21 protein-coding genes and 1 riboswitch are annotated in these 19,159 nt (G+C 35.5%); of the genes, 13 read left to right on the top strand and 8 right to left on the bottom strand.

What is annotated here, in order from left to right:
- Positions 1–79: 79 nt before the first annotated feature.
- The 3 genes from AC3WSK_RS24240 to AC3WSK_RS24230 form a co-directional block, all read right to left on the bottom strand.
- A complete protein-coding gene (locus tag AC3WSK_RS24240; protein WP_492414770.1) occupies positions 80–1,102 on the bottom strand; it encodes an Ig-like domain-containing protein in 1,023 nt (340 codons plus the stop codon).
- Between the two features lie 146 nt (positions 1,103–1,248).
- Positions 1,249–1,692, bottom strand: coding sequence for a hypothetical protein (locus tag AC3WSK_RS24235; RefSeq protein ID WP_492414771.1), 444 nt, complete (start codon positions 1,690–1,692; stop codon positions 1,249–1,251).
- Positions 1,693–1,769: 77 nt separating this feature from the next.
- Entirely contained in the window at positions 1,770–1,991 is a 222-nt protein-coding gene (locus AC3WSK_RS24230) for a helix-turn-helix domain-containing protein (RefSeq protein WP_036167099.1), read from the bottom strand.
- Between the two features lie 185 nt (positions 1,992–2,176).
- On the opposite strand from AC3WSK_RS24230, the gene AC3WSK_RS24225 reads away from it, so the two are divergent.
- The 5 genes from AC3WSK_RS24225 to AC3WSK_RS24205 all read left to right on the top strand — a co-directional run bounded on the left by AC3WSK_RS24225 (position 2,177) and on the right by AC3WSK_RS24205 (position 6,731).
- Positions 2,177–3,064 carry a helix-turn-helix domain-containing protein gene (locus AC3WSK_RS24225; protein ID WP_427484879.1) on the top strand — a complete coding sequence of 296 codons (888 nt, stop codon included), beginning with the start codon at positions 2,177–2,179 and terminating at the stop codon, positions 3,062–3,064.
- A gap of 428 nt (positions 3,065–3,492) precedes the next feature.
- Positions 3,493–4,131 carry a DUF2306 domain-containing protein gene (locus AC3WSK_RS24220; RefSeq protein WP_427484878.1) on the top strand — a complete coding sequence of 213 codons (639 nt, stop codon included), beginning with the start codon at positions 3,493–3,495 and terminating at the stop codon, positions 4,129–4,131.
- A 177-nt stretch (positions 4,132–4,308) separates the two neighbouring features.
- Positions 4,309–4,498, top strand: a riboswitch (cobalamin riboswitch).
- 30 nt (positions 4,499–4,528) lie between these two features.
- A complete protein-coding gene (locus tag AC3WSK_RS24215; protein WP_276207739.1) occupies positions 4,529–4,651 on the top strand; it encodes a hypothetical protein in 123 nt (40 codons plus the stop codon).
- A gap of 61 nt (positions 4,652–4,712) precedes the next feature.
- Positions 4,713–4,895 (top strand): hypothetical protein, encoded by a 183-nt coding sequence (locus AC3WSK_RS24210; RefSeq protein ID WP_079560371.1) that lies wholly within the window; start codon positions 4,713–4,715, stop codon positions 4,893–4,895.
- Positions 4,896–5,375: 480 nt separating this feature from the next.
- Entirely contained in the window at positions 5,376–6,731 is a 1,356-nt protein-coding gene (locus AC3WSK_RS24205; RefSeq protein ID WP_079560175.1) for a PepSY-associated TM helix domain-containing protein, read from the top strand.
- 57 nt (positions 6,732–6,788) lie between these two features.
- Here AC3WSK_RS24205 and AC3WSK_RS24200 read toward each other — a convergent pair whose 3' ends face one another.
- The 3 genes from AC3WSK_RS24200 to AC3WSK_RS24190 form a co-directional block, all read right to left on the bottom strand.
- Positions 6,789–7,394 (bottom strand): response regulator transcription factor, encoded by a 606-nt coding sequence (locus AC3WSK_RS24200; protein ID WP_079560176.1) that lies wholly within the window; start codon positions 7,392–7,394, stop codon positions 6,789–6,791.
- Positions 7,391–8,368, bottom strand: a complete 978-nt coding sequence (locus tag AC3WSK_RS24195) for a sensor histidine kinase (protein ID WP_240518202.1) — start codon at positions 8,366–8,368, stop codon at positions 7,391–7,393. The genes AC3WSK_RS24200 and AC3WSK_RS24195 overlap by 4 nt, the downstream gene beginning before the upstream one ends.
- A 151-nt stretch (positions 8,369–8,519) precedes the next feature.
- A complete protein-coding gene (locus tag AC3WSK_RS24190; protein ID WP_492414794.1) occupies positions 8,520–9,650 on the bottom strand; it encodes a DUF418 domain-containing protein in 1,131 nt (376 codons plus the stop codon).
- 283 nt (positions 9,651–9,933) lie between these two features.
- Here AC3WSK_RS24190 and AC3WSK_RS24185 point away from each other — a divergent pair, with 283 nt between their 5' ends.
- Both AC3WSK_RS24185 and AC3WSK_RS24180 read left to right on the top strand, forming a co-directional pair.
- Entirely contained in the window at positions 9,934–10,650 is a 717-nt protein-coding gene (locus AC3WSK_RS24185) for an MBL fold metallo-hydrolase (protein ID WP_492414772.1), read from the top strand.
- A 12-nt stretch (positions 10,651–10,662) separates the two neighbouring features.
- A complete protein-coding gene (locus AC3WSK_RS24180; protein WP_079560178.1) occupies positions 10,663–11,256 on the top strand; it encodes a TetR/AcrR family transcriptional regulator in 594 nt (197 codons plus the stop codon).
- Between the two features lie 156 nt (positions 11,257–11,412).
- Here AC3WSK_RS24180 and AC3WSK_RS24175 read toward each other — a convergent pair whose 3' ends face one another.
- Together AC3WSK_RS24175 and AC3WSK_RS24170 are read right to left on the bottom strand one after the other, a co-directional pair.
- Complete coding sequence (locus tag AC3WSK_RS24175) at positions 11,413–12,243, bottom strand: class I SAM-dependent methyltransferase (protein WP_492414773.1); 831 nt, start codon at positions 12,241–12,243, stop codon at positions 11,413–11,415.
- Positions 12,244–12,652: 409 nt separating this feature from the next.
- Entirely contained in the window at positions 12,653–13,699 is a 1,047-nt protein-coding gene (locus AC3WSK_RS24170) for an NAD(P)/FAD-dependent oxidoreductase (RefSeq protein ID WP_492414774.1), read from the bottom strand.
- Positions 13,700–13,847: 148 nt separating this feature from the next.
- Between AC3WSK_RS24170 and AC3WSK_RS24165 the strand changes: the two genes are divergently transcribed.
- The 6 genes from AC3WSK_RS24165 (at position 13,848) to AC3WSK_RS24140 (ending at position 18,976) form a co-directional block, all read left to right on the top strand.
- On the top strand, positions 13,848–14,636 hold the full coding sequence (locus AC3WSK_RS24165; protein ID WP_079560181.1) for an ABC transporter ATP-binding protein: 789 nt from the start codon (positions 13,848–13,850) through the stop codon (positions 14,634–14,636).
- 14 nt (positions 14,637–14,650) lie between these two features.
- Positions 14,651–15,568 (top strand): iron-hydroxamate ABC transporter substrate-binding protein, encoded by a 918-nt coding sequence (locus tag AC3WSK_RS24160; RefSeq protein WP_492414775.1) that lies wholly within the window; start codon positions 14,651–14,653, stop codon positions 15,566–15,568.
- Between the two features lie 25 nt (positions 15,569–15,593).
- Complete coding sequence (locus tag AC3WSK_RS24155) at positions 15,594–16,595, top strand: FecCD family ABC transporter permease (protein ID WP_492414776.1); 1,002 nt, start codon at positions 15,594–15,596, stop codon at positions 16,593–16,595.
- Positions 16,588–17,595 (top strand): FecCD family ABC transporter permease, encoded by a 1,008-nt coding sequence (locus AC3WSK_RS24150; protein WP_427484870.1) that lies wholly within the window; start codon positions 16,588–16,590, stop codon positions 17,593–17,595. Before AC3WSK_RS24155 ends, AC3WSK_RS24150 begins: the two co-directional genes overlap by 8 nt.
- Positions 17,596–17,666: 71 nt before the next feature.
- Positions 17,667–17,861, top strand: a complete 195-nt coding sequence (locus tag AC3WSK_RS24145; protein WP_492414777.1) for a hypothetical protein — start codon at positions 17,667–17,669, stop codon at positions 17,859–17,861.
- Positions 17,862–18,025: 164 nt separating this feature from the next.
- Complete coding sequence (locus AC3WSK_RS24140) at positions 18,026–18,976, top strand: nuclease-related domain-containing protein (RefSeq protein ID WP_492414778.1); 951 nt, start codon at positions 18,026–18,028, stop codon at positions 18,974–18,976.
- Positions 18,977–19,159 lie beyond the last annotated feature (183 nt).

The following is a 19,159-nucleotide window of genomic DNA, read 5'->3' as shown; positions in this document are numbered from 1 at the left end:
GCAGGTTGAAAATTTATTATTAAGTCACCAAAATAAAGACCAGGCGCTCAATTGAAAGTGAGTACCTGGTCATTTTTGATTAATATTCTCTTACTTCGAATGAAGCAATCTTATCATGTACGATATATTCAGTTACCTTTTTATAAGGTGAAATAGTTTTAGTGAATTTGAATGTTGAAGTACCTTGTGCACTATCAAACCATTTCAAATAGTCATTTAATACTTTATTGGTAACGTCATACTCTTTTGTTATACCGTTAACTAATGTAATACTTAAAATAGCATTTGAAGATTCATTGCTTGGTTTCTTAACAATTACTGTACTAGTGGCTGTAATATCAGTGCCTTCAATTTTGGCTGTAATAATTGCTTCACCTTCACGAACTGCAGTTACATTACCATCTTGATCTACAGTGGCAATACTTTCATCACTAGAAGACCATATTACTTTTGCAGAATCTGGAGTAACGATTGCTACTAGCTTATCTTGACTAGATTCTAGAAGTTCTAATACATTTCTATCTAATGAAATTGATTCAGGCTCTGATGGTCTTGAAGTTTTCTCCATCATTTGTAGTTCGGAAATTGACAAGTTGACTTGATTAATTGTACTGTTTGTAAGAGTAACATTTATTCGGTACTTAGTATAATAATTAGTATTTTCAAATATGAAACTTTGTTTCGGATTCTTTACCCAATCGTTTGCTGTGACGCCGGTTTGAGAGTCCAATACTACCCAATTTGAACCATCCCAAGCTTCAAAGGTCCATGAATTTGGAAAGATTTCAGGCCACCTTCCTTCATTATGCATTACATATTTACTAATTACTTTTGCGGTTGAGAATTCATAGGCTAACCACCCTGTTTTTGCGGATGTTCCCCAAGCGTTTGGATAAATTAGTTGTCCATCAAATGCTAGCCAACTTGGATAATATTGACTTGAAGATGAAGCTTTACCAAACTCTGATACATCAGATGTCATTTTAGGGATTAGATTTTCTGAATAGCCATCTTCAGCATGTGCATTTTCAACGTTATAGCTAATTAGTACTAGTAGTGATAATGCTAGATAAATAAAACTATTTTTAAATATCTTACTCACTTATGTATCCTCCTTTAAAGTATTTATAGGCAATTTCTTTAAATAACCTTTAAAGACAATTATAACCAATATGAGACTTATTTACCATAATGAAAATCGTTTATTTTTAATAATAAAAAGCCACTCATTGGAGTGACTTATAATAATTATTCTATAATAGTAGCATGAATTAAAGGGGCACCTAAATCATCTTTTCCTTCAAACGTTCCGTAAACAGTTACTTCAGAATCCTTAGTAACATCTATTAAAGTAAAATTTTTCACCGAAAACATACCATAGCCACCATCTTCTGTAGTAGTCACAGTAAATGTTCCACCAACACCTTCTTCGGTGATATTAGTAACTTTTCCACTGATAGTTACCTTTGAATATTGCTTAACTTCATCACCATTAGCTTTAACAAAATCTAATTTAATCGCTTCAGCTTTCAATTTTTTATTTAATTTTTCTCCTTTAGTTTCGGCAACTTTATCCGCAGCATCTTTTTCTTCAGCAGCAGGTGTTTCTTCTTTAGGAGCAGTTTTTTCTTCCTCTCCACATGCAGCGAGTAAAAGTGCTGATAATGCTCCAGCAAAAATTAGTTTTTTCATTTTAAAATCCTCCCTCTATATTATCATTCTGGGAAATTTTTAGGGAAAAGTACATACAAAAAAACAGACAACTGTGATTAGTTATCTGTTTTCGTAAATTGAATGATTTCGGAGATATCTTCAATATTTAGGGCATCAGCTATTTTTTCTAGTGCGTTCTTATTAATACGAATAGTTTTATCATTAACTAATTCACTTATGGTACGAGGATTTAAACCTGTTATCTCCACAAGTTTCTTTTGATCCCAGCCACGTTTTTTCAATAGCTCTCCAAGGTTAGATTTTAATTCAGCGCCCATTATTCACCAACTCTCATATTATGATGTTAATTTTATTATAAACCATAATTTACTTAAAAGAAATTAAATGTTGACATTTTACTTAAACGAAATTATGATTTACTTAATCGAAATAATAAGTGTGCATTTATATTTTTTTAAATTCTGATTTCTTTTAAGTAAATTGCAGATGAGGTGAGAAACAAATGGCATTCGAATATCTAGCACAATACATAACATTCGACTCAGTAAAAGATATGGATAAGAGTGTGGAGGACCATATGGTGGTTCACTATTATGACTTAACAGAATCAGAACGAGCAATTGTTTTCAAACTTGCTTCTCATTCATTGGAACATACAGGAGTGTGTCACTTAAAAGCGAGTACCATAGCTACATCATTAGAAATTAGCACAAAGACAGTTTATCGTTCGATTAAGAAATTAGCCGAGTTGGGAATTATTGAGAAAGTGCCAGGAACAAAATTAAACGGCATAAAAGGTGCTAGTATTTATCGTATTTTACCTTATGTCCCATCGAGCGTGTCCCAACGAGAGACAGTCGATGAAGCTAGTAATGAAGCTGTTTGCCATCCACAATTTGAAAACCAACCATCTAGTTCTTTTAATCTTTTAAGTTCTAAACAAGCAAATAATATTATGAATCTAGAAAATGAATTAGCTTTGCAAGCTGAAAAGAAAAAAGAATACATGAATGAGTACCAGGTAATGCTATTTGATTTCATGCATTCACTACCATTAGCAAATAACTTAAAAGACGAATTACATAAATGTGTATTAGCTGCTCAGGTTCAAAGTGCAACTGACTTCATTAAAGCTAAGAACGTTCTATTCAAAATTGCTATGGATATTAAAGAAGGTGTACTGACGGTTGCTAGTACATTAAGAGCCGTATTCGTAGGGGCATATGGTAAGGCTGTAGAGCGGTTAAGTATTAAGTCTAGTAAATCATCATATATAGAAGAAACACCAAATAGAGAACGTCCAGTACCGTTTTATAACTGGCTAGAAGAACGTGATGATCGTACACAAATAAACAGCAGACCAAACTTAGACAATTGGCTGGAATGGTAGAGAGGGGAATATAAGATATGAAAGAACAAAAACAAATGACTATGTATGACTTTATAGAACAATCAATTAAAAAACCTTCCACAACTGTTAATATAACTGTTGATAAGAAGAACCCCGTAATAGAGTCTCGTATAAGAGTGTGTATTGTGCGGAGATAAGAAAAAGACCACTTTTACAAATAGCACACTCATTAAATAAGGATACTGAAATGAAAAATAAAAATAATTAAGATGTTATTTATAGTATAAGACCTCTTATATCCATTTTATTACCACTTACTATGTAAAGAGAAATCTTATAAAATTTAATATTACAATATGAACAGAGGAAAGAGGGTTCTTTGATAATTCAATTAAAAGAAGGGAGGAAGAACTAATATTAGTAACGGGGATATTATTTATGAAAATTAAATACTAGGAGACAGAAAAATGAATAAAAAAACTTGGCTTATATTTAGTAGTTTAGCTATTCTAATATCTGGGTATTCCATTGTTCAATATTTAATTATGGATGCACATCAGGCAGGGTTTGTTAAATTGAAACTTATGTTTATTTCTACATTGAATTCGTTTTGGTACATTATGCTTTATATACATATTGTATTCAGTGTAACAGCGTTAGTAATAGGTCCCTTTACATTATTCTCGAAGTTTAGAGAAAAAAATATAAATCGGCATCGAATGTTAGGGAAAATATATATGATAGGTATTTTATCCGGCGGTGTTTCAGGGCTATATTTAGCATTTTATGCTACAGGTGGCTTTGTGTCACAGTTGGGTTTTGGTTTCCTATCTATATTCTGGATGATAACAGCATCTCAAGCGCTATCAAAAATTAAACATAGAAAAATTTATGAACATCAAAAGTGGATGATAAGAAATTATTCCTTAACTTTTGCAGCTGTAACATTAAGAATTTGGCTAGTTTTGTTTACTGTACTATTTGGATTTGAAAATTTTAATCTCAGTTACGCTATTATAGCTTGGCTTTGTTGGTTGCCGAATTTAATCGTTGCAGAATTGCTTATACATAGAAATCGTCAAGTAACAGGCACTTTAATTGAATAACAAATAACAAATAACAAATAACAAATAACAAAACCACTCCGTGAATGGGTGGTCTTATTTTAATTTGACTTTATGTAGTGCCAACTTGACAATAAAATCTAATGAATGATAAGCATTGTGTTTACTACTGATATAAAGGTGTCAATGTACACAAACCACTATGGTATAATAATAAAAACGGAATAATAAGATAGAGGTACAAATCATATTTTGATTTGTTTAAAAGGGAAGATCGGTGCAAATCCGACGCTGTCCCGCAACTGTAAATGGGAGCACGTTTCAAAAGACCACTGTTACAACTTGTAATGGGAAGGTGAAAAGTGTGATGAACATAAGCCAGGAGACCTGCCTTTATCTAGTACAACCAAAAAACCTACGAGGATAGGGGGTGTTGAGTGTGACTAGAGAACTTCTCCTGCATGCTCATAGTACGATGATTGCTGAACAGGTAGCTTCTATTGCTAATAGAAAGCCTTTTTCACCGTGGCAATCACCGTATTATGTCGTGTATTTGTCATAGTAGACATCTTTCTGTAGAGGGAAAGATGTTTTTTTATGCTAAAAATGAAGGAGTGTTACACATGAATCCACAAGTAATCGAGTATTATGAAAGTCTGTTAAAATTTGAAATCATGGAAAAGCAGTATTCAAGTACTTCTCAAACATTAGGGGAGCTAGTTGACGAGTATGTAGGGCAGGATGCTGTTCATAAAAATGATATTTTAACAGCATATAAAAATGTAATGAAAGAACTAATGGGATAAAGTGAAACTAAGTTAATATATTCCCTGAATTTATCCATTTACTTGCACGAGGTGTTATTGGTGATAATGCCGTAATTATAAGTCAAAAAACTTAGATGACCTTATAGAAAAGCAGAGTAGCCAAACCTGAAATGATTGCGTTTGGCTACTTTTTATTTCTTATAAACTGATTATATTAATAGGAATACATATAATTGTCATAAAATAATCTCTAGTACTTCATTTATATTTCACTTTTTACCTATATAATAATTTTGTGCTTATCTTCATTCAGTAAATGTTTTTATGACGACTTCCATCTTTGTAGGTGTGGATGAATGCAGATGTGGATCTTTTTTTTGTTGATGCCCAAGCATCTACTGAATGAAGATAATGCCTCCGGCGGATGCCACGGATTTTGAATTGTGCATGCACAATTCAAAATCCGGACCGCAATTACGCCAAGGCGAAATTGATTATTTTTAGATTGGAGAATACAACATGAAAAACACATTTTATCAGAGCTTTTGGCGAACGCACTTTTATGCCGCATTATTTATTACGCCACTGCTTATTTCGCTAACATTAAGTGGTATAGGCTATTTATTTTATACTGATGTTGAAAATCAGTTATATGATAAATACTTTTTTGGTGAAAGTGGAAAAACCGAGGTACAATCTATTGATGATGCTGTTAAACTTGCAGAAGAATCATATGCTGGCTATAAAACAAATAAAATTATTGAGTTAGAAGAGCCATACAATACACGTTTATCGATGAAAAATGCAGATGGCAAAGAAAAATATGTGTTTTTAGATGATCATAATCAAATTATTGGTGGTCAAGATGCTGGCTACACATTTGGGAATATTATTAGAAATATCCATAGCTCCTTATTTATTGGGGGAACGTTTGTCAATTATTTAGTTGAATTAGCTGCGTGCTGGGCTATCTTTTTAATGCTTTCAGGCATTTACATGACGTTTAAAGGAAAATTATTAAAGAAAACAAAGCAAACAAACAAACGTCAAAAGAGTAGAAAATTCCATGCCCTTCTTGGGACAATTATTACGATTCCAATGCTAGTTATTATTTTCACAGGCTTACCATGGTCTGCGTTTATGGGGAAATACATTTACCAAGCTTCACAAGATTATCCTTCTTTCGGAACGCCATTATTGCAACAGCAGCCACCTACATCTGATGTAAGTGAGATTCCTTGGGCTACTCGCCAAGAAACTCCTCCAACGTCAGACTCGGCACATGCAGCCCATCACGGGGGAGGAAATACAGGCTTTGTTGCTAACCCTAACCAACTTACTGTGGAAAAGCTACAACAAGAAATTGACGCAATGAATATCTCAAAACCATATGCTATTATTTATCCTACTAGCGAAGACGGTGTCTATACAGTTGCTAAATCTAGTAATACAGGTGTCACAGGTCTTGATGTTAGCCCAGATGATGAAACGACAATGTATTTTGATCAATATAGCGGGGAATTTATAGACAAGGTTGGCTATGAAGACTATGGTATTCTTGCTAAATGGTTTACTTGGGGTATTCCTTTACATGAAGGTCATTTGTTTGGTTGGCCAAATAAATTAATCAATTTACTAGTATGTCTAGCATTTTTAGTAGTTATTGCTTGGGGATTCAGAACATGGCTACTGCGAAAAAAACAAGGTATTTTATCTGCACCACCTAAAATCTCTCAAAAAGTATCTATTCCTTTTATCATTTTTATGATCATTTTAGGAATACTGATGCCACTATTTGGACTTTCTTTAATTGCTGTCGTCCTTGTAGAATTAATTATAAATTTGGTGTCTAAAAATAAAAAAGAAGCTAATTAACATGCTAAAGCGATACTGTATCCTGTTAGAAAGGAATGCAGTATCGCTTTTCTTTATTTAAAGCCACCCTTTATCACTGGCGACTTGAGTAGCTTGTTGTCTAGACTCTACTTGTAGTTTCTGAATAGAGGTAGATAAATAGTTTCGAATAGTACCTTTCGTTAAAAATAGTTTTTTACTAATCTCATTTGTTGTGAGTCCTTCTTTGACAAGCTGCAGAACAGCAATTTCACGTTCATTTAGTGGATTCTGTTCTTTCATAAACAACGTAGCGGCTAAATCTCTGCTGACGACCTTTTCATCATTCATGACTTTTCGTATTGTTTCGATTAAATAGTCTATAGGTTCATCTTTTAATAAATAACCATGTACCCCACAATCCATAGCTTTTTGTAAATAGCCAGGACGTGCGAAGGTAGTAACAATCATCACCTTGCACGGTAAATTTGCCTGTTTAATTTTTTCAGCAAGGTCAAGCCCAGAAAGATTCGGCATTTCGATGTCCAAAACACATACATCTGGTAGCTCATGTTGAATAAATTCCCACGCTTTTTGACCATCTGAAACTTCTGCGATCACTTTTATATCAGGCTCAAACGACAACAAGGAAGTCAAGGCGCCACGTAACATTTGTTGATCCTCTGCTAGTAATACTCGTATCATGTAGTTTGCTCCAATCTGTAGTGTTGGATAGGCAGTGTTAACGTCACAATTGTTCCATCTGTCGGTAAATTCTCTATGGAAGCAGTTCCTAAAAGAGCATTCATTCTTTCTTTCATCGATGAAAGTCCATTCCCATACCCTTGGATATGTAAGCCGACACCATCGTCAACAATGTTTATTTTTAAAATTCCATTTATAGTATTGATATCGATTTGGCATTTTTTTGCTTGACTATGTTTAATAATATTTGTAGTTGCTTCCCGCAGACATAAGGACAGCATCGTTTCTTCTACACTCGCTAGGAGAAGCTTTGGACAGTTATTATTGATATTTATTGAGATATCCGCTGTTTGTAAATGCTGTTTACAATGAATAAGCTCACTTTCTAACGAAATAAAATTCATATCGGAAACTAATTCTCTTACTTGCTTTAACGCAGTTCGTGTCGTTGCTAAAATATCATTTAACTCATCTTTCACACGCATCGTATCTTTATCGACTAATTTTGTAGTTAATTCGGTTTTAATTTTGATCATTGTCAATGTATGACCGATCGTATCGTGAAGGTCCCTTGCAATACGTTGTCTTTCTTCTTGTTGAACGAGCTGGGTATTTACTTCTGTTAATTCCGATTGTAATTTTTTTGATTTTTCTACGTAGTAAATTAGCATTGGAAATAGTAGCTGAATAATCATAATGGGTATTAATGCTTGGGATTCTAATTTAAAAGATGCTCCTGATTCAAACCAAATAACGATAAGAAACATAAAGGCAATGGCAATCATTCCTAAAGCAATATGCCATTTCTTTTTAGCTCGCCCAATTAAATCAGCAAAAATAAATCCAAAAAATAACATAGCAGATCCTTCATAAATACCTAGTATGATAATAAGAGTAAAGCCTATTAAGGAAGCAAAAAGTAAACGCCAATCTTTATTCCATAAAGCAATATAGAAAGCTACTAAAAATAACATAAGGATTATTATTTTAGCCAATAATGGTAGTTGAGAATGCGATCCTAATACTTTGGTGAATAAAAAAATTAACGAAACTACATCAATGATTAGATAATGTATCGCCTGATCTCTTGGATAAATCTTTATATTTCACACCAACCTTTGTCGATTATTTCTGCGTGACACTTTGAATGGCATGTTTTCGAATCCATTCCATTGGTCCAACATGAAAATGCTTGATACAAATATGTGCAATGAAAAGTTGGAAGAGGGAAAGGGTTAACCAAATACCAATAACTTCAATGCTATTCAATTTCCCGCCTAAACCTAAGCCCCAGCCGTAGAAAATAATAGATGCCATAGTATTTTGAAGGACATAGCAACTTAAAGACATTTTCCCAATCTCACCGAATCTCTTCCATAACCAATCAAGCTTCTTATATTCTAACATTTTACCTAATATTCCAATATAACCAATAGATAGGATTGGTGCGAATAAATACCGAACAGGTAAATCAAATACTCCACCAGGAATAAAGATTAGAAGGTTTAAAGGTACTCCAATAAAAATACCGATTTTAAATAGCTTTTGTCGCGCCTGGCGTCCTTTGTCATTTTGCAAAAATACACCATTTCTCATCAGCTTAACCCCAAGTAAAAATAAAAAGATATTCATCGGGATAATAAAAATAGCTTCCGTTCTATAATAAAGAAAATTTGTTAAACGATATTGTATTTGTTCAAACCAAGTACCATTTTCATAAAGACTAACAACAGGATCGACGCCAGTAAGGGAAGCGTTGGCACCAAGCAATGAACTAACTAAAATTAGCAAAATCATTACTGCGTGGAAACTACCAAAAACGTATAAAGCGCGTTTAATCGCTTTATCACCAAATTTAACAATAAAGACAACAATGATGGCTGTCACAGCATAGCTCATTAAAATATCGTATTCCATGACTAACGTGAAGTGGATAAGCCCCTCCATAAATAAAAAGACTATTGTCCAAATATACATTCCTGGCCAAGCATTTCCTTTTCGTAAAGCTTGCTGATATTTTAATTCCAAACCAACACCAAACATGATTGTTAATAAACCAAGAAGTTTACCGTTTACGAAAAATATGACTACCATTCGTAAAAAATCGTTCAATGACCACCAACCTGAATAATTGCTCGTTGTGATATACGAAATATCACCAAGATAAGCAAAAATCCAAATATTAGTGCCAAGTGTCCCTAATACAGCAAAGCCCCGTAACATATCGATTAAGGGTAATCTTTGTTGAACTTTCATCATGTAATCACTCTTTCTGTGTTTTCTTATAATTATGATAAGAAAACAACAGGAAAAAACATATTCACACCAGTCAAAGGTTCTTTATGACAGGTGTCATTTAAGGTGTCTCAAAAGCAAAGGAAGGCCATCTCGGAAGGTGGGACACAGATCGATTCGTCTATTGTTTTCGAAATTAGCGTAATGAAAATAAGAATGTTATTTATAAAATAAATATTGCGAAAACTAATATAATTAGTTAAAATTGAAATACGATTAGTTCGCAGAGGGGATTTGATGTAGAATGAAAGTTGAAAATAGTGGCACAGTGTATCAATTGTCCTTTATGCCGAGGATTTTTCCTGTTAATTGTTATTTCGTAGAAGAAGAAAATGAACTTACACTGATCGATGCAGCATTACCATATAGTGCAAAAAGTATAATAAAAGCTGCTGAAAATATCGGAAAACCGATTACGAGAATAATCCTTACCCACGCACATAATGATCATATTGGAGCGCTAGATACGTTAAAAGAATTATTACCACATAGTAAAGTGTACATTTCTTCTAGAGAGGCACTTCTATTGGGAGGGAATAGTTCCTTGCTACCAAATGAAAAAAACACCCCTATTCGAGGGGGCCTTCCAAAAAATATTAAAACTAAACCGGATGTATTACTTGAAGAAGGGGATCGTGTTGGTTCATTAGAAGCGATTGCAACTCCAGGGCATACACCTGGTTCCATTTCTCTTTTCGATACGCGTAATAGAAGTTTAATAGCAGGTGATGCCCTTGTAACAAGAGGAAAGCTAATAGTAACAGGAATGCTGAATCCATTGTTTCCGTTTCCTGCTCTTGCTACATGGGATAAAGAGACAGCTCTAAAAAGTGCAAAAAAATTAAGCAATCTGAATCCGAGTTTACTTGCTGTAGGGCATGGGAAGATGTTAAAGCAACCACAGGAGCGATTGAACATAGCCATTGCTAAAGCAGAAAAAACTTTTTTATCATCTAAATAGGAAGTGAAAAAAATGTCCCGTCGAATGAAGTTGGATGTATCTATTATTTTACAAAAGGCAACAGAGATAGCTGATGAGCAAGGATTGGACCAACTTTCAATTGGACTATTAGCTGAAAAATTGGAAGTACGGCCACCGTCCTTATATAACCATCTTGATGGCTTAAATGAATTGAAACAGAAATTAGCCATTCAAGGTGTAAAAAAACTACATGAATATATGCTACAAGCTGCAGTAGGACGTTCGGGTGATGACGCCATTCGTGCAATTAGTCAAGCATATCTTCAACTTGTTAGAGAACATCCGGGGTTATATGATGCTAGTTCTCGCTTTCCAGATGCGAATGATCAAGAATTACAGCAAGCCCAAGAGTCTGTCGTACAACTAGTACTTCAAGTGCTAGATGTCTATCATTTACAAGAAGAAACTGCGATTCATATAGTCAGAGGATTACGGAGTATTCTACATGGATTCTCTTCGATTGAACAGATGGGGGGATTCGGGTTGCCACTAGATATCAATAAAAGCTTTTCAATCCTAATCAATACCTTTATTGAGGGCATTCATGCAGCTACGAAAAATCAGAACTTGGAAATGAATAACTAAGGGAAGGGAAGAAGACGCGGAGGATTGATTTCAGTCGATAAAGCAAAGGAATTAATATTGGAGTAGGAGACTTGAAATTGAATACGAGTTTCCTACTCTTTTCATGTAGAAAGCAGTTGCGATTAATGCTTTCTTTTTGAATAACGTGACATACTACTATTTAGTACATGAATAAATTCTATAATCTAATAGCCCTTCATACTTTAAGATCATTTCAAAATGTTTATCCATTACTTCATAAAGTTCAGGTTCAATATGCTCTGAGTGATTAAGCTCAGGTACTGAGAAAATCGATTTGTTTTTTTGTATACGAATATGTTTAAAACCAGCCTGGTTAAATAAGTCTACCCAATCCTTTTTCATTGAACACGAATCAAATCCATAAAACTCTTTGATTTCTTTTTCAATTTTCTCTTCAAGCGGTTGATGAATAGTAAATTCAATGGCAATAAACCGACCGCCATTCTTTAATAAACGAAAGATTTCTTTAAGTGCATTAGGTTTATTGACAAAAGAAAGCACAGATTCAGAAATAATAAAATCAAATGTATGATCGGATAAAGGTACTTGTTCTATTGAACATTGCATTATTTTTACGGGTAAGCGATTTTTTTTCATTCTCTTTTTAGCTTTTGCGACCATGACAGAATTAATATCGATGCCTGTTACCTTTGCTTCATACGTCTCTGCCAAATAGGCAGCGGTTTGGCCTGTACCACAGCCTACATCTAAAATATATGGATTTTCACCAATGTTCTCGGCCTTGAATAGTTCCTTTGTTAAATTAAGACCACCAGGGTGCGCACCGCCTACACCAAATTTGGACAGAAATTCTAGATATTTCGAATTTTGAATCGGAATCCCTTCTTTATTCGTATTTTTGTATAATATGAAATTTAAAATAGTATGGTTCCAGCAAGAGACAAAGTTGTTATCAAGAACCTTCACTAATGAATGGACTTCAATATGTATATTATTTTTGAGCAACTTCTCCGATAGTCTAAACAATAAAAAAATACAGACGTATACTAGTTAAAAGATATTTGATAGGGGGTGAATTAATGCCATTTTATCCGCCTAATTCTAGAATGCGACCATTTCCACCAAGCTATAGACAAGGTTTTGGCCCTCCTATGCAAGGTAGACAAGGGCAACCCTTTTTTAATCCTTACCAGCAACCCAAAACTTCTAGATTTGGAAGATTACCACAACATTTAAATACAATTATGGGCCACGCGGGAACAATAACATATGGAGTTAATATGTTAAGACAAATGGGGGCTTTTATGAATTTCTTAAGATAGAATGTAAAATGATTTTTTTAGTTGAACTTATATAAAACCCCTCTTAAGAGAGTAAACGCTTAAGAGGGGTTATTGATTATTTTATTTAATGCTTATTTTGCTGAAAGTTGTTTTTCGATAATAGAACGGTTTTTCTCTTTAAATACTTCATTATGTGATGACACGACCCCTTGGCGATAGGCAGTAGGCTCTAAATATGTTTTGATAGAATTCACGGCATTGGCTGCATCCTGGAAAGTCCCTAAAAGGAGATTTATTTTTCCTTCAAACGCTAATATATCACCTGCTGCAAAAATTCCAGGCTGTGCTGTTTCTCCCGTTGCTTTCCCTTCAAAATAGTAATCATCTTTTTTAGGAATGGTAATTGCTTGCTCCAATTCTAATGATGCTTCACGGTTATAGCCATGACTAACGATGACTTCATCAATTTGACGCGTATAGCTTTGTTTTGTTTTTGTATTTTCACATGTCACTAATTGGATGGCTGTTTTCTCGGCATCGGCAGTTAATTTTGTAATAGTCGTATTACACTCAATCTTTACGCCAGCATCTAAAGCTTCTTGAATTGTTGCCTCATGAGCGGATAACGTATCTTTACGATAAACAACAGTTACGTTTTTGGCGATAGGACTTAGTTCAACTGCCCAGTCGATCGCAGCATTTCCGCCTCCCGAAATAATGATCTCCTTGTCCACAAAACGTTGATATGACTGCACGGTATAGTGTAAATTAGTCATTTCATATTTTTCTGCACCTTCTAGTGAAAGCTTTTGAGGATTAATAATACCACCACCAACGGCTAAAAGAACGGTTTTAGAATAATGTTTATCTCCTTGCGCAGTATGAAGAACAAAAATATCATCTTGGCGCTCGATAAAATCGATTTTTGTACCTGTAACAATGGTTGGATGAAACGTTTTTGCCTGTGCAATTAACTGTTTCACAAATTGTTCGCCTAATACAGGGGGATGACCACCAATATCCCAAATTAGCTTCTCGGGATAAAGTAAAACTTTACCACCAAGCTGTTGTTGACTCTCAATTAATTTCGTTTTCAATCCTCGTAAACCACTATAAAAGGCGCTGTATAGGCCTGCGGGACCACCACCAATAATTGTTACATCGTATAAATGTTGCATTTATATCACCACATCCTAAAAAAATAATAAAAAAGTATTTGACAAAACTAAATAAGAAAACTAGACTAATTCTAGTGATAATGATTATCATTGTCGGTTAATCGCTATCATAGCATGGAAAGATCAAAAAGGAAAGAGAGGTTACGTCGTGCGTTTACAAGTTGAATCGATTCGTATCGGCTACGAGGACAAAACGATTGTGCATGATTTATCGTTACAAATTCCAGACGGTAAAATAACGACTATCATTGGTTCCAATGGGTGTGGTAAATCTACACTTTTAAAGGCTATTACAAGGATATTGAAGCATAAGAGTGGACAAGTCATACTGGATGGTCAAAATATTTCCGAGATGAATACAAAAGAATTAGCGAAAGAACTGGCTATATTGCCACAAAGTCCGGAAAGTGCACATGGTTTAACAGTGGAAGAGCTTGTATCCTACGGTCGATTTCCATATCAAAAGGGCTTCGGTAATTTATCGCAAAAGGATAAAGAAATGATTGACTGGGCCTTAAAGGTAACTAAAACGGATGACTTTCGTCTGAACACAGTTGATGCCTTATCAGGTGGACAGCGTCAACGGGTGTGGATCGCGATGGCATTAGCTCAAGAGACCGATATAATTTTTTTAGATGAGCCAACAACTTATTTAGATATGGCCCATCAGTTAGAAGTTTTAGAATTACTTAACAAGCTTAACGAAGAAGAAGGACGCACAATTGTCATGGTGTTACATGATTTAAATCAGGCAGCACGCTTTTCAGATTATATTGTTGCGCTATCAAAAGGAGAGCTAGTGAAGTTTGGTACTGCAGAGGAAGTTATAGTACCTGAAGTATTAGAAAAAGTGTTTAATATTGATGCAGTCATTGGTAAGGATCCTCGAACTGATAAACCAATGTGCATTACATATAACTTACTACAAACAGTGTAAAAGGAGATAGATTTATGAAAAAGTGGTTATTACCAATGTTTATGATGGTCGTACTAGTGCTTGCAGCGTGCGGCAATAAAGAAGAGAAGACGGATGAGGGCTCTAAAGATAAGGCATCTGCAGAAATGATTACGTATCAATCAGAAGCTGGCCCTGTTGAAGTACCAGCAAATCCTAAACGTGTAGTTGTATTATCTTCATTTGTTGGGCATTTACTACAGCTTGACGTTAATGTTGTCGGTATTGATTCATGGGCTGCAGATAATCCAAACTTCAAAGATGGTATTAAAGATGCAGTAGTTGTTGAGAATACGGATATCGAAAAAATTATCGAGCTTGAGCCAGATTTAATTATTGGTTTAAATGGTATTGAAAATGCAGATAAATTAGGAGAAATCGCACCAACTGTGTTGTTCACTTATGGTAAAGTGGATTATTTACAGCAATTCATCGAAATCGGTAAAGTGGTGAACAAAGAAAAAGAAGCAACTGATTGGGTAAAAGATTTTAAAGAACGTGCTGCAGAGACGGGTATAAAAATTAAAGAAAAAATCGGTGAAGATGCTACAGTTACTGTCGCAGAAATGTATAATAAACAAATGTATGTGTATGGAGATAACTGGGGTCGAGGAACAGAAATTTTATATAAAGAAATGGGCTTGAAAATGCCTGGAAAAGTAAAACAAGATGCTTTAAAACCAGGTTATTTTGCAATTTCTACAGAAGTATTAAATGAATATGCAGGTGACTATGTAATTTTTAGTACATTTAAAGGTGAGGAAAGCGCCATTAAAAATGCTCCGTGGTTTAAAGATTTAGAAGCGGTGAAGAATGGTCATTTATTTGAAGTGAGTGGCAACGAATTTTACTTTAATGATCCAAAAACTTTAGAATATCAACTAGATTTCTTTGAAAAGAAATTTTTACAATAATTTCAGTAGAGAGTAGCGAAGGCAAATGATAAAGTTTCGAAATTTCCCGTTTTGGCTTCAAGTATTGCTTGCACTGATCTTATTAGCAGTAACAGTTACGATCTCGCTTTGTATAGGCGCGGCTAATACGAGTATTCAAGATGTTTATCAAGCGATTGTCGGACAAGACGGTGGCAAGCACTACTCTGTATTACGTGAAATTCGATTTCCTCGTATTATTGCTGCTATTTTTGTAGGTAGTGCACTTGCAGTTGCTGGGGCTATTATGCAAGGAGTTACTAGAAATCCATTAGCAGATCCAGGTCTCCTTGGTCTAACAGCAGGTGCGAATGCGGCACTAGCATTGACGATGGCGTTTATTCCAAATACCTCGTACTATATGTTTATTTTTGCATGTTTCATAGGTGCGGGTGTAGGGATGATTGTTGTCTATGGTATTGGCGCTTCAACGAAGAATGGCTTTTCTCCATTAAAGTTAGTCTTAGCTGGGGCAGCCGTATCCGCTCTATTACAAGCAATAGCAGATGGAACGGGAATATTATTTAAAATTTCAAAAGATGTTTCGATGTGGACGAGTGGTGGTTTAATTGGCACTACATGGCAAGCATTAATAATTGTTCCTGTTATTGTAATAGGATTAGGGGTAGCTTTTGTGTTTAGTCGTCAGCTAACCATTTTAAGTTTAAATGAAGAAGTAGCTGTCGGATTAGGACAAAAAACAACAGCCATTAAAGGAATTATGATGTTTGTCGTTGTTATTCTTGCAGGCTCCGCAGTTGCGCTAGTAGGCAATTTAGCATTTGTGGGGTTAATGGTACCACATATTGTCCGAGCAATTGTTGGAACAGACTATCGATTTGTCCTACCGATGAGCGCTATTATCGGTGGATGGTTAATGGTCACTGCAGATTTTGCAGGTAGAATGGTTAATGCCCCATATGAAACACCGGTAATTGCAATTATTTCAATTATCGGCCTTCCGTTCTTCTTACTTCTTGTTCGAAAGGGAGGTCGTCAAATTGTTTAAAATCGGACGAAAAAAACAACGTAGATGGCTCATGGTTTGGATGCTATTAACAATAGCTATTTTTGTAATGGGTATTTCAATGGGAGCAGCTTCAGTTTCGATTGATCGCATAATACCGATTTTACTTGGAGACGGCAGCTTCAAAGAATCATTCGTACTGTTTTCTGTTCGCTTGCCAAGATTATTTGTGCTAGCAGCAGCAGGGATGGCGTTAGCATTAGCTGGTGCCGTTTTGCAAGGGGTAACACGTAATGATCTAGCGGACCCGGGTATTATTGGGATTAATGCTGGAGCAGGTATAGGAATTACGCTATTTTATATCCTTGTTGATGGTGATTTACCTCATTTCGCGTATGTGTTACCACTTGTCGGATTTGCCAGCGCTTTATTAACGGCACTCCTCATTTACTTTTTTTCATATAAGCGTAATGTGGGTGTACAGCCGATCCAACTTATTTTAGTCGGGGTAGGTGTAGCATCTGCCTTAGCAGGTGTAATGATGATATTAATTTCCTCTGCTGAGCGTAGTGATGTGCAATTTATCGCACAATGGCTTGCGGGGAATGTTTGGGGAACAGACTGGCCATTTTTCTGGGCTTTATTGCCTTGGCTTGTGCTAGGCATACCATTTATTTTGTATAAAGCAAATGTGTTAAATGTGCTGGCAATGACTGAACCAACAGCGGTTGGCTTAGGATTAAACATCGAACGAGAGCGTTTGCAATTATTAGTAGTCTCTGTCGCATTAGCTGCGGCAGCTGTATCGATCACAGGAGGCATTGCCTTTATCGGTCTGATGGCTCCCCATATTGCAAAGCAGCTCGTCGGACCGCGCTACCAGTTCTTTTTACCACTCACATTATTAATTGGTGCCAGCTTACTAATGCTTGCAGATACAATTGGCCGCGTAGCTATTTCGAGTGCGACCGTGCCAGCAGGTATTGTTGTAGCCTGTATCGGCGCCCCATATTTTTTATATTTACTACGAAAAAACGACTGAATGGCTTAGGCTGTTCGGTTGTTTTTTTTTGAACAAACGTAGTTCTGCGAATTCAAAGATGTGGATAGAAGGTGCTGCAGCAAGTCGTGGATAGAAAGTTGAGAATGATGGATGGAGAGCTCAAAGTCGTGGATAGAAAGGAGAGAATGGTGGATAGAGAGCTCAAAAACGTGGATAGAAAGAAGAGAATGAAGGATAGAGAGCTCAAAAACGTGGATAGAAAGCCAAGATTGATGGATAGTTGCGTCGTCAAAGTGGAGATATGAGGCAGAAAAGTAGTAGTCGATGCAAGAACAAGGCGATTTTTCCATTCTTTTTATCTATAAAATTGGGCTATAAATTTAATTTTCACATCTTGTATTTCAAGTTTTTTGGAACCTCTGTTTATACATGTAATTATTTATATAATAAATACAGGAGGGGAGAGACAATGATTTTATTAGCACGACAGCAATCACAAATGCAAAAAATGCTAGAAGCTTTGGTAAGAAGGTTGCCTAGTACACATGTAGACTACATGAATTATTTTAATAGGTTAATGCGTATACAAGCTGGCTTTGCTGGAGAAAAGCGAGTAGATGCAGAATGGCTAGAAATTAATTTGCCCAACCCACATTATTTCCTTCATGATTTACAAATAGTCAATCACTTCGGGACTACACATCAAATAGACACTATATTAGTGTGTCCTCATTTTATATTAATCCTAGAGATAAAAAATATAACAGGCTTCCTTGAATTCGATGAGTCATTTACTCAATTTACAAGGACTACTGCAGAAGGTGATGTTGAGGGAATGATTGATCCTTTTCATCAAGTTAGACGACACGCCGACTGGATAAAGGGGATATTACAGCATTACAAAGTTAAGATTCCTGTTCATTATGCAGTCGTTTTGGCAACGAAAAATGCTATTTTATCAGAAAGTTTAAAAGGACAACCAATTTTTCATGTTTCAGGATTACGTTACTATGTAAGAAAATGTCTTAAACAGCATAATGAGATGATATTAGAAGCTGATGATCTCTCTCTTTTTGCTACTAATTTATTAACCAGGCATATGCCAATTAAAAGAGAAATAACCGTTCCTGTACAGGATCTTCTAAAAGGTGTGTTATGTGTACGTTGTTCAAATGGACAGCAAATGAGCTATTCCAATAAAAAATGGACTTGTCAACGCTGCGGATTAGTAGATCAGGATGCTATTCTCAGAACGCTTGATGATTACAAGTTATTAGTGGGCGATTCGTTAACGAATAAAAGCTTTTGTGATTTTTTCGCAATAGATTCACCCGATCTAGCGTATAGACTATTGCAGAAATTACCTTTGAATGCTGATGGGAAAAAAAGACATAGAAAATATTGGATTAAAGATGGATAGAGCGCTTTGAGCTGTGGATAGAAAGGCGAGAAAGCTAGATAGAGCGCCCAAAAACGTGGATAGAAAACGGAGAAAGCTGGATAGAGCGCTCAAAAACGTGGATAGAAAGCGGAGAAAGCTGGATAGAGCGCCCAAAAACGTGGATAGAAAGCGGAGAAAGCTAGATAGAGCGCTCAAAAACGT

This window comes from Lysinibacillus sp. EB271-A1-10B, from assembly GCF_058791335.1.
Note: the sequence above shows the minus strand (reverse complement) of the source record. Positions and strands in the feature narration are given on the sequence as shown.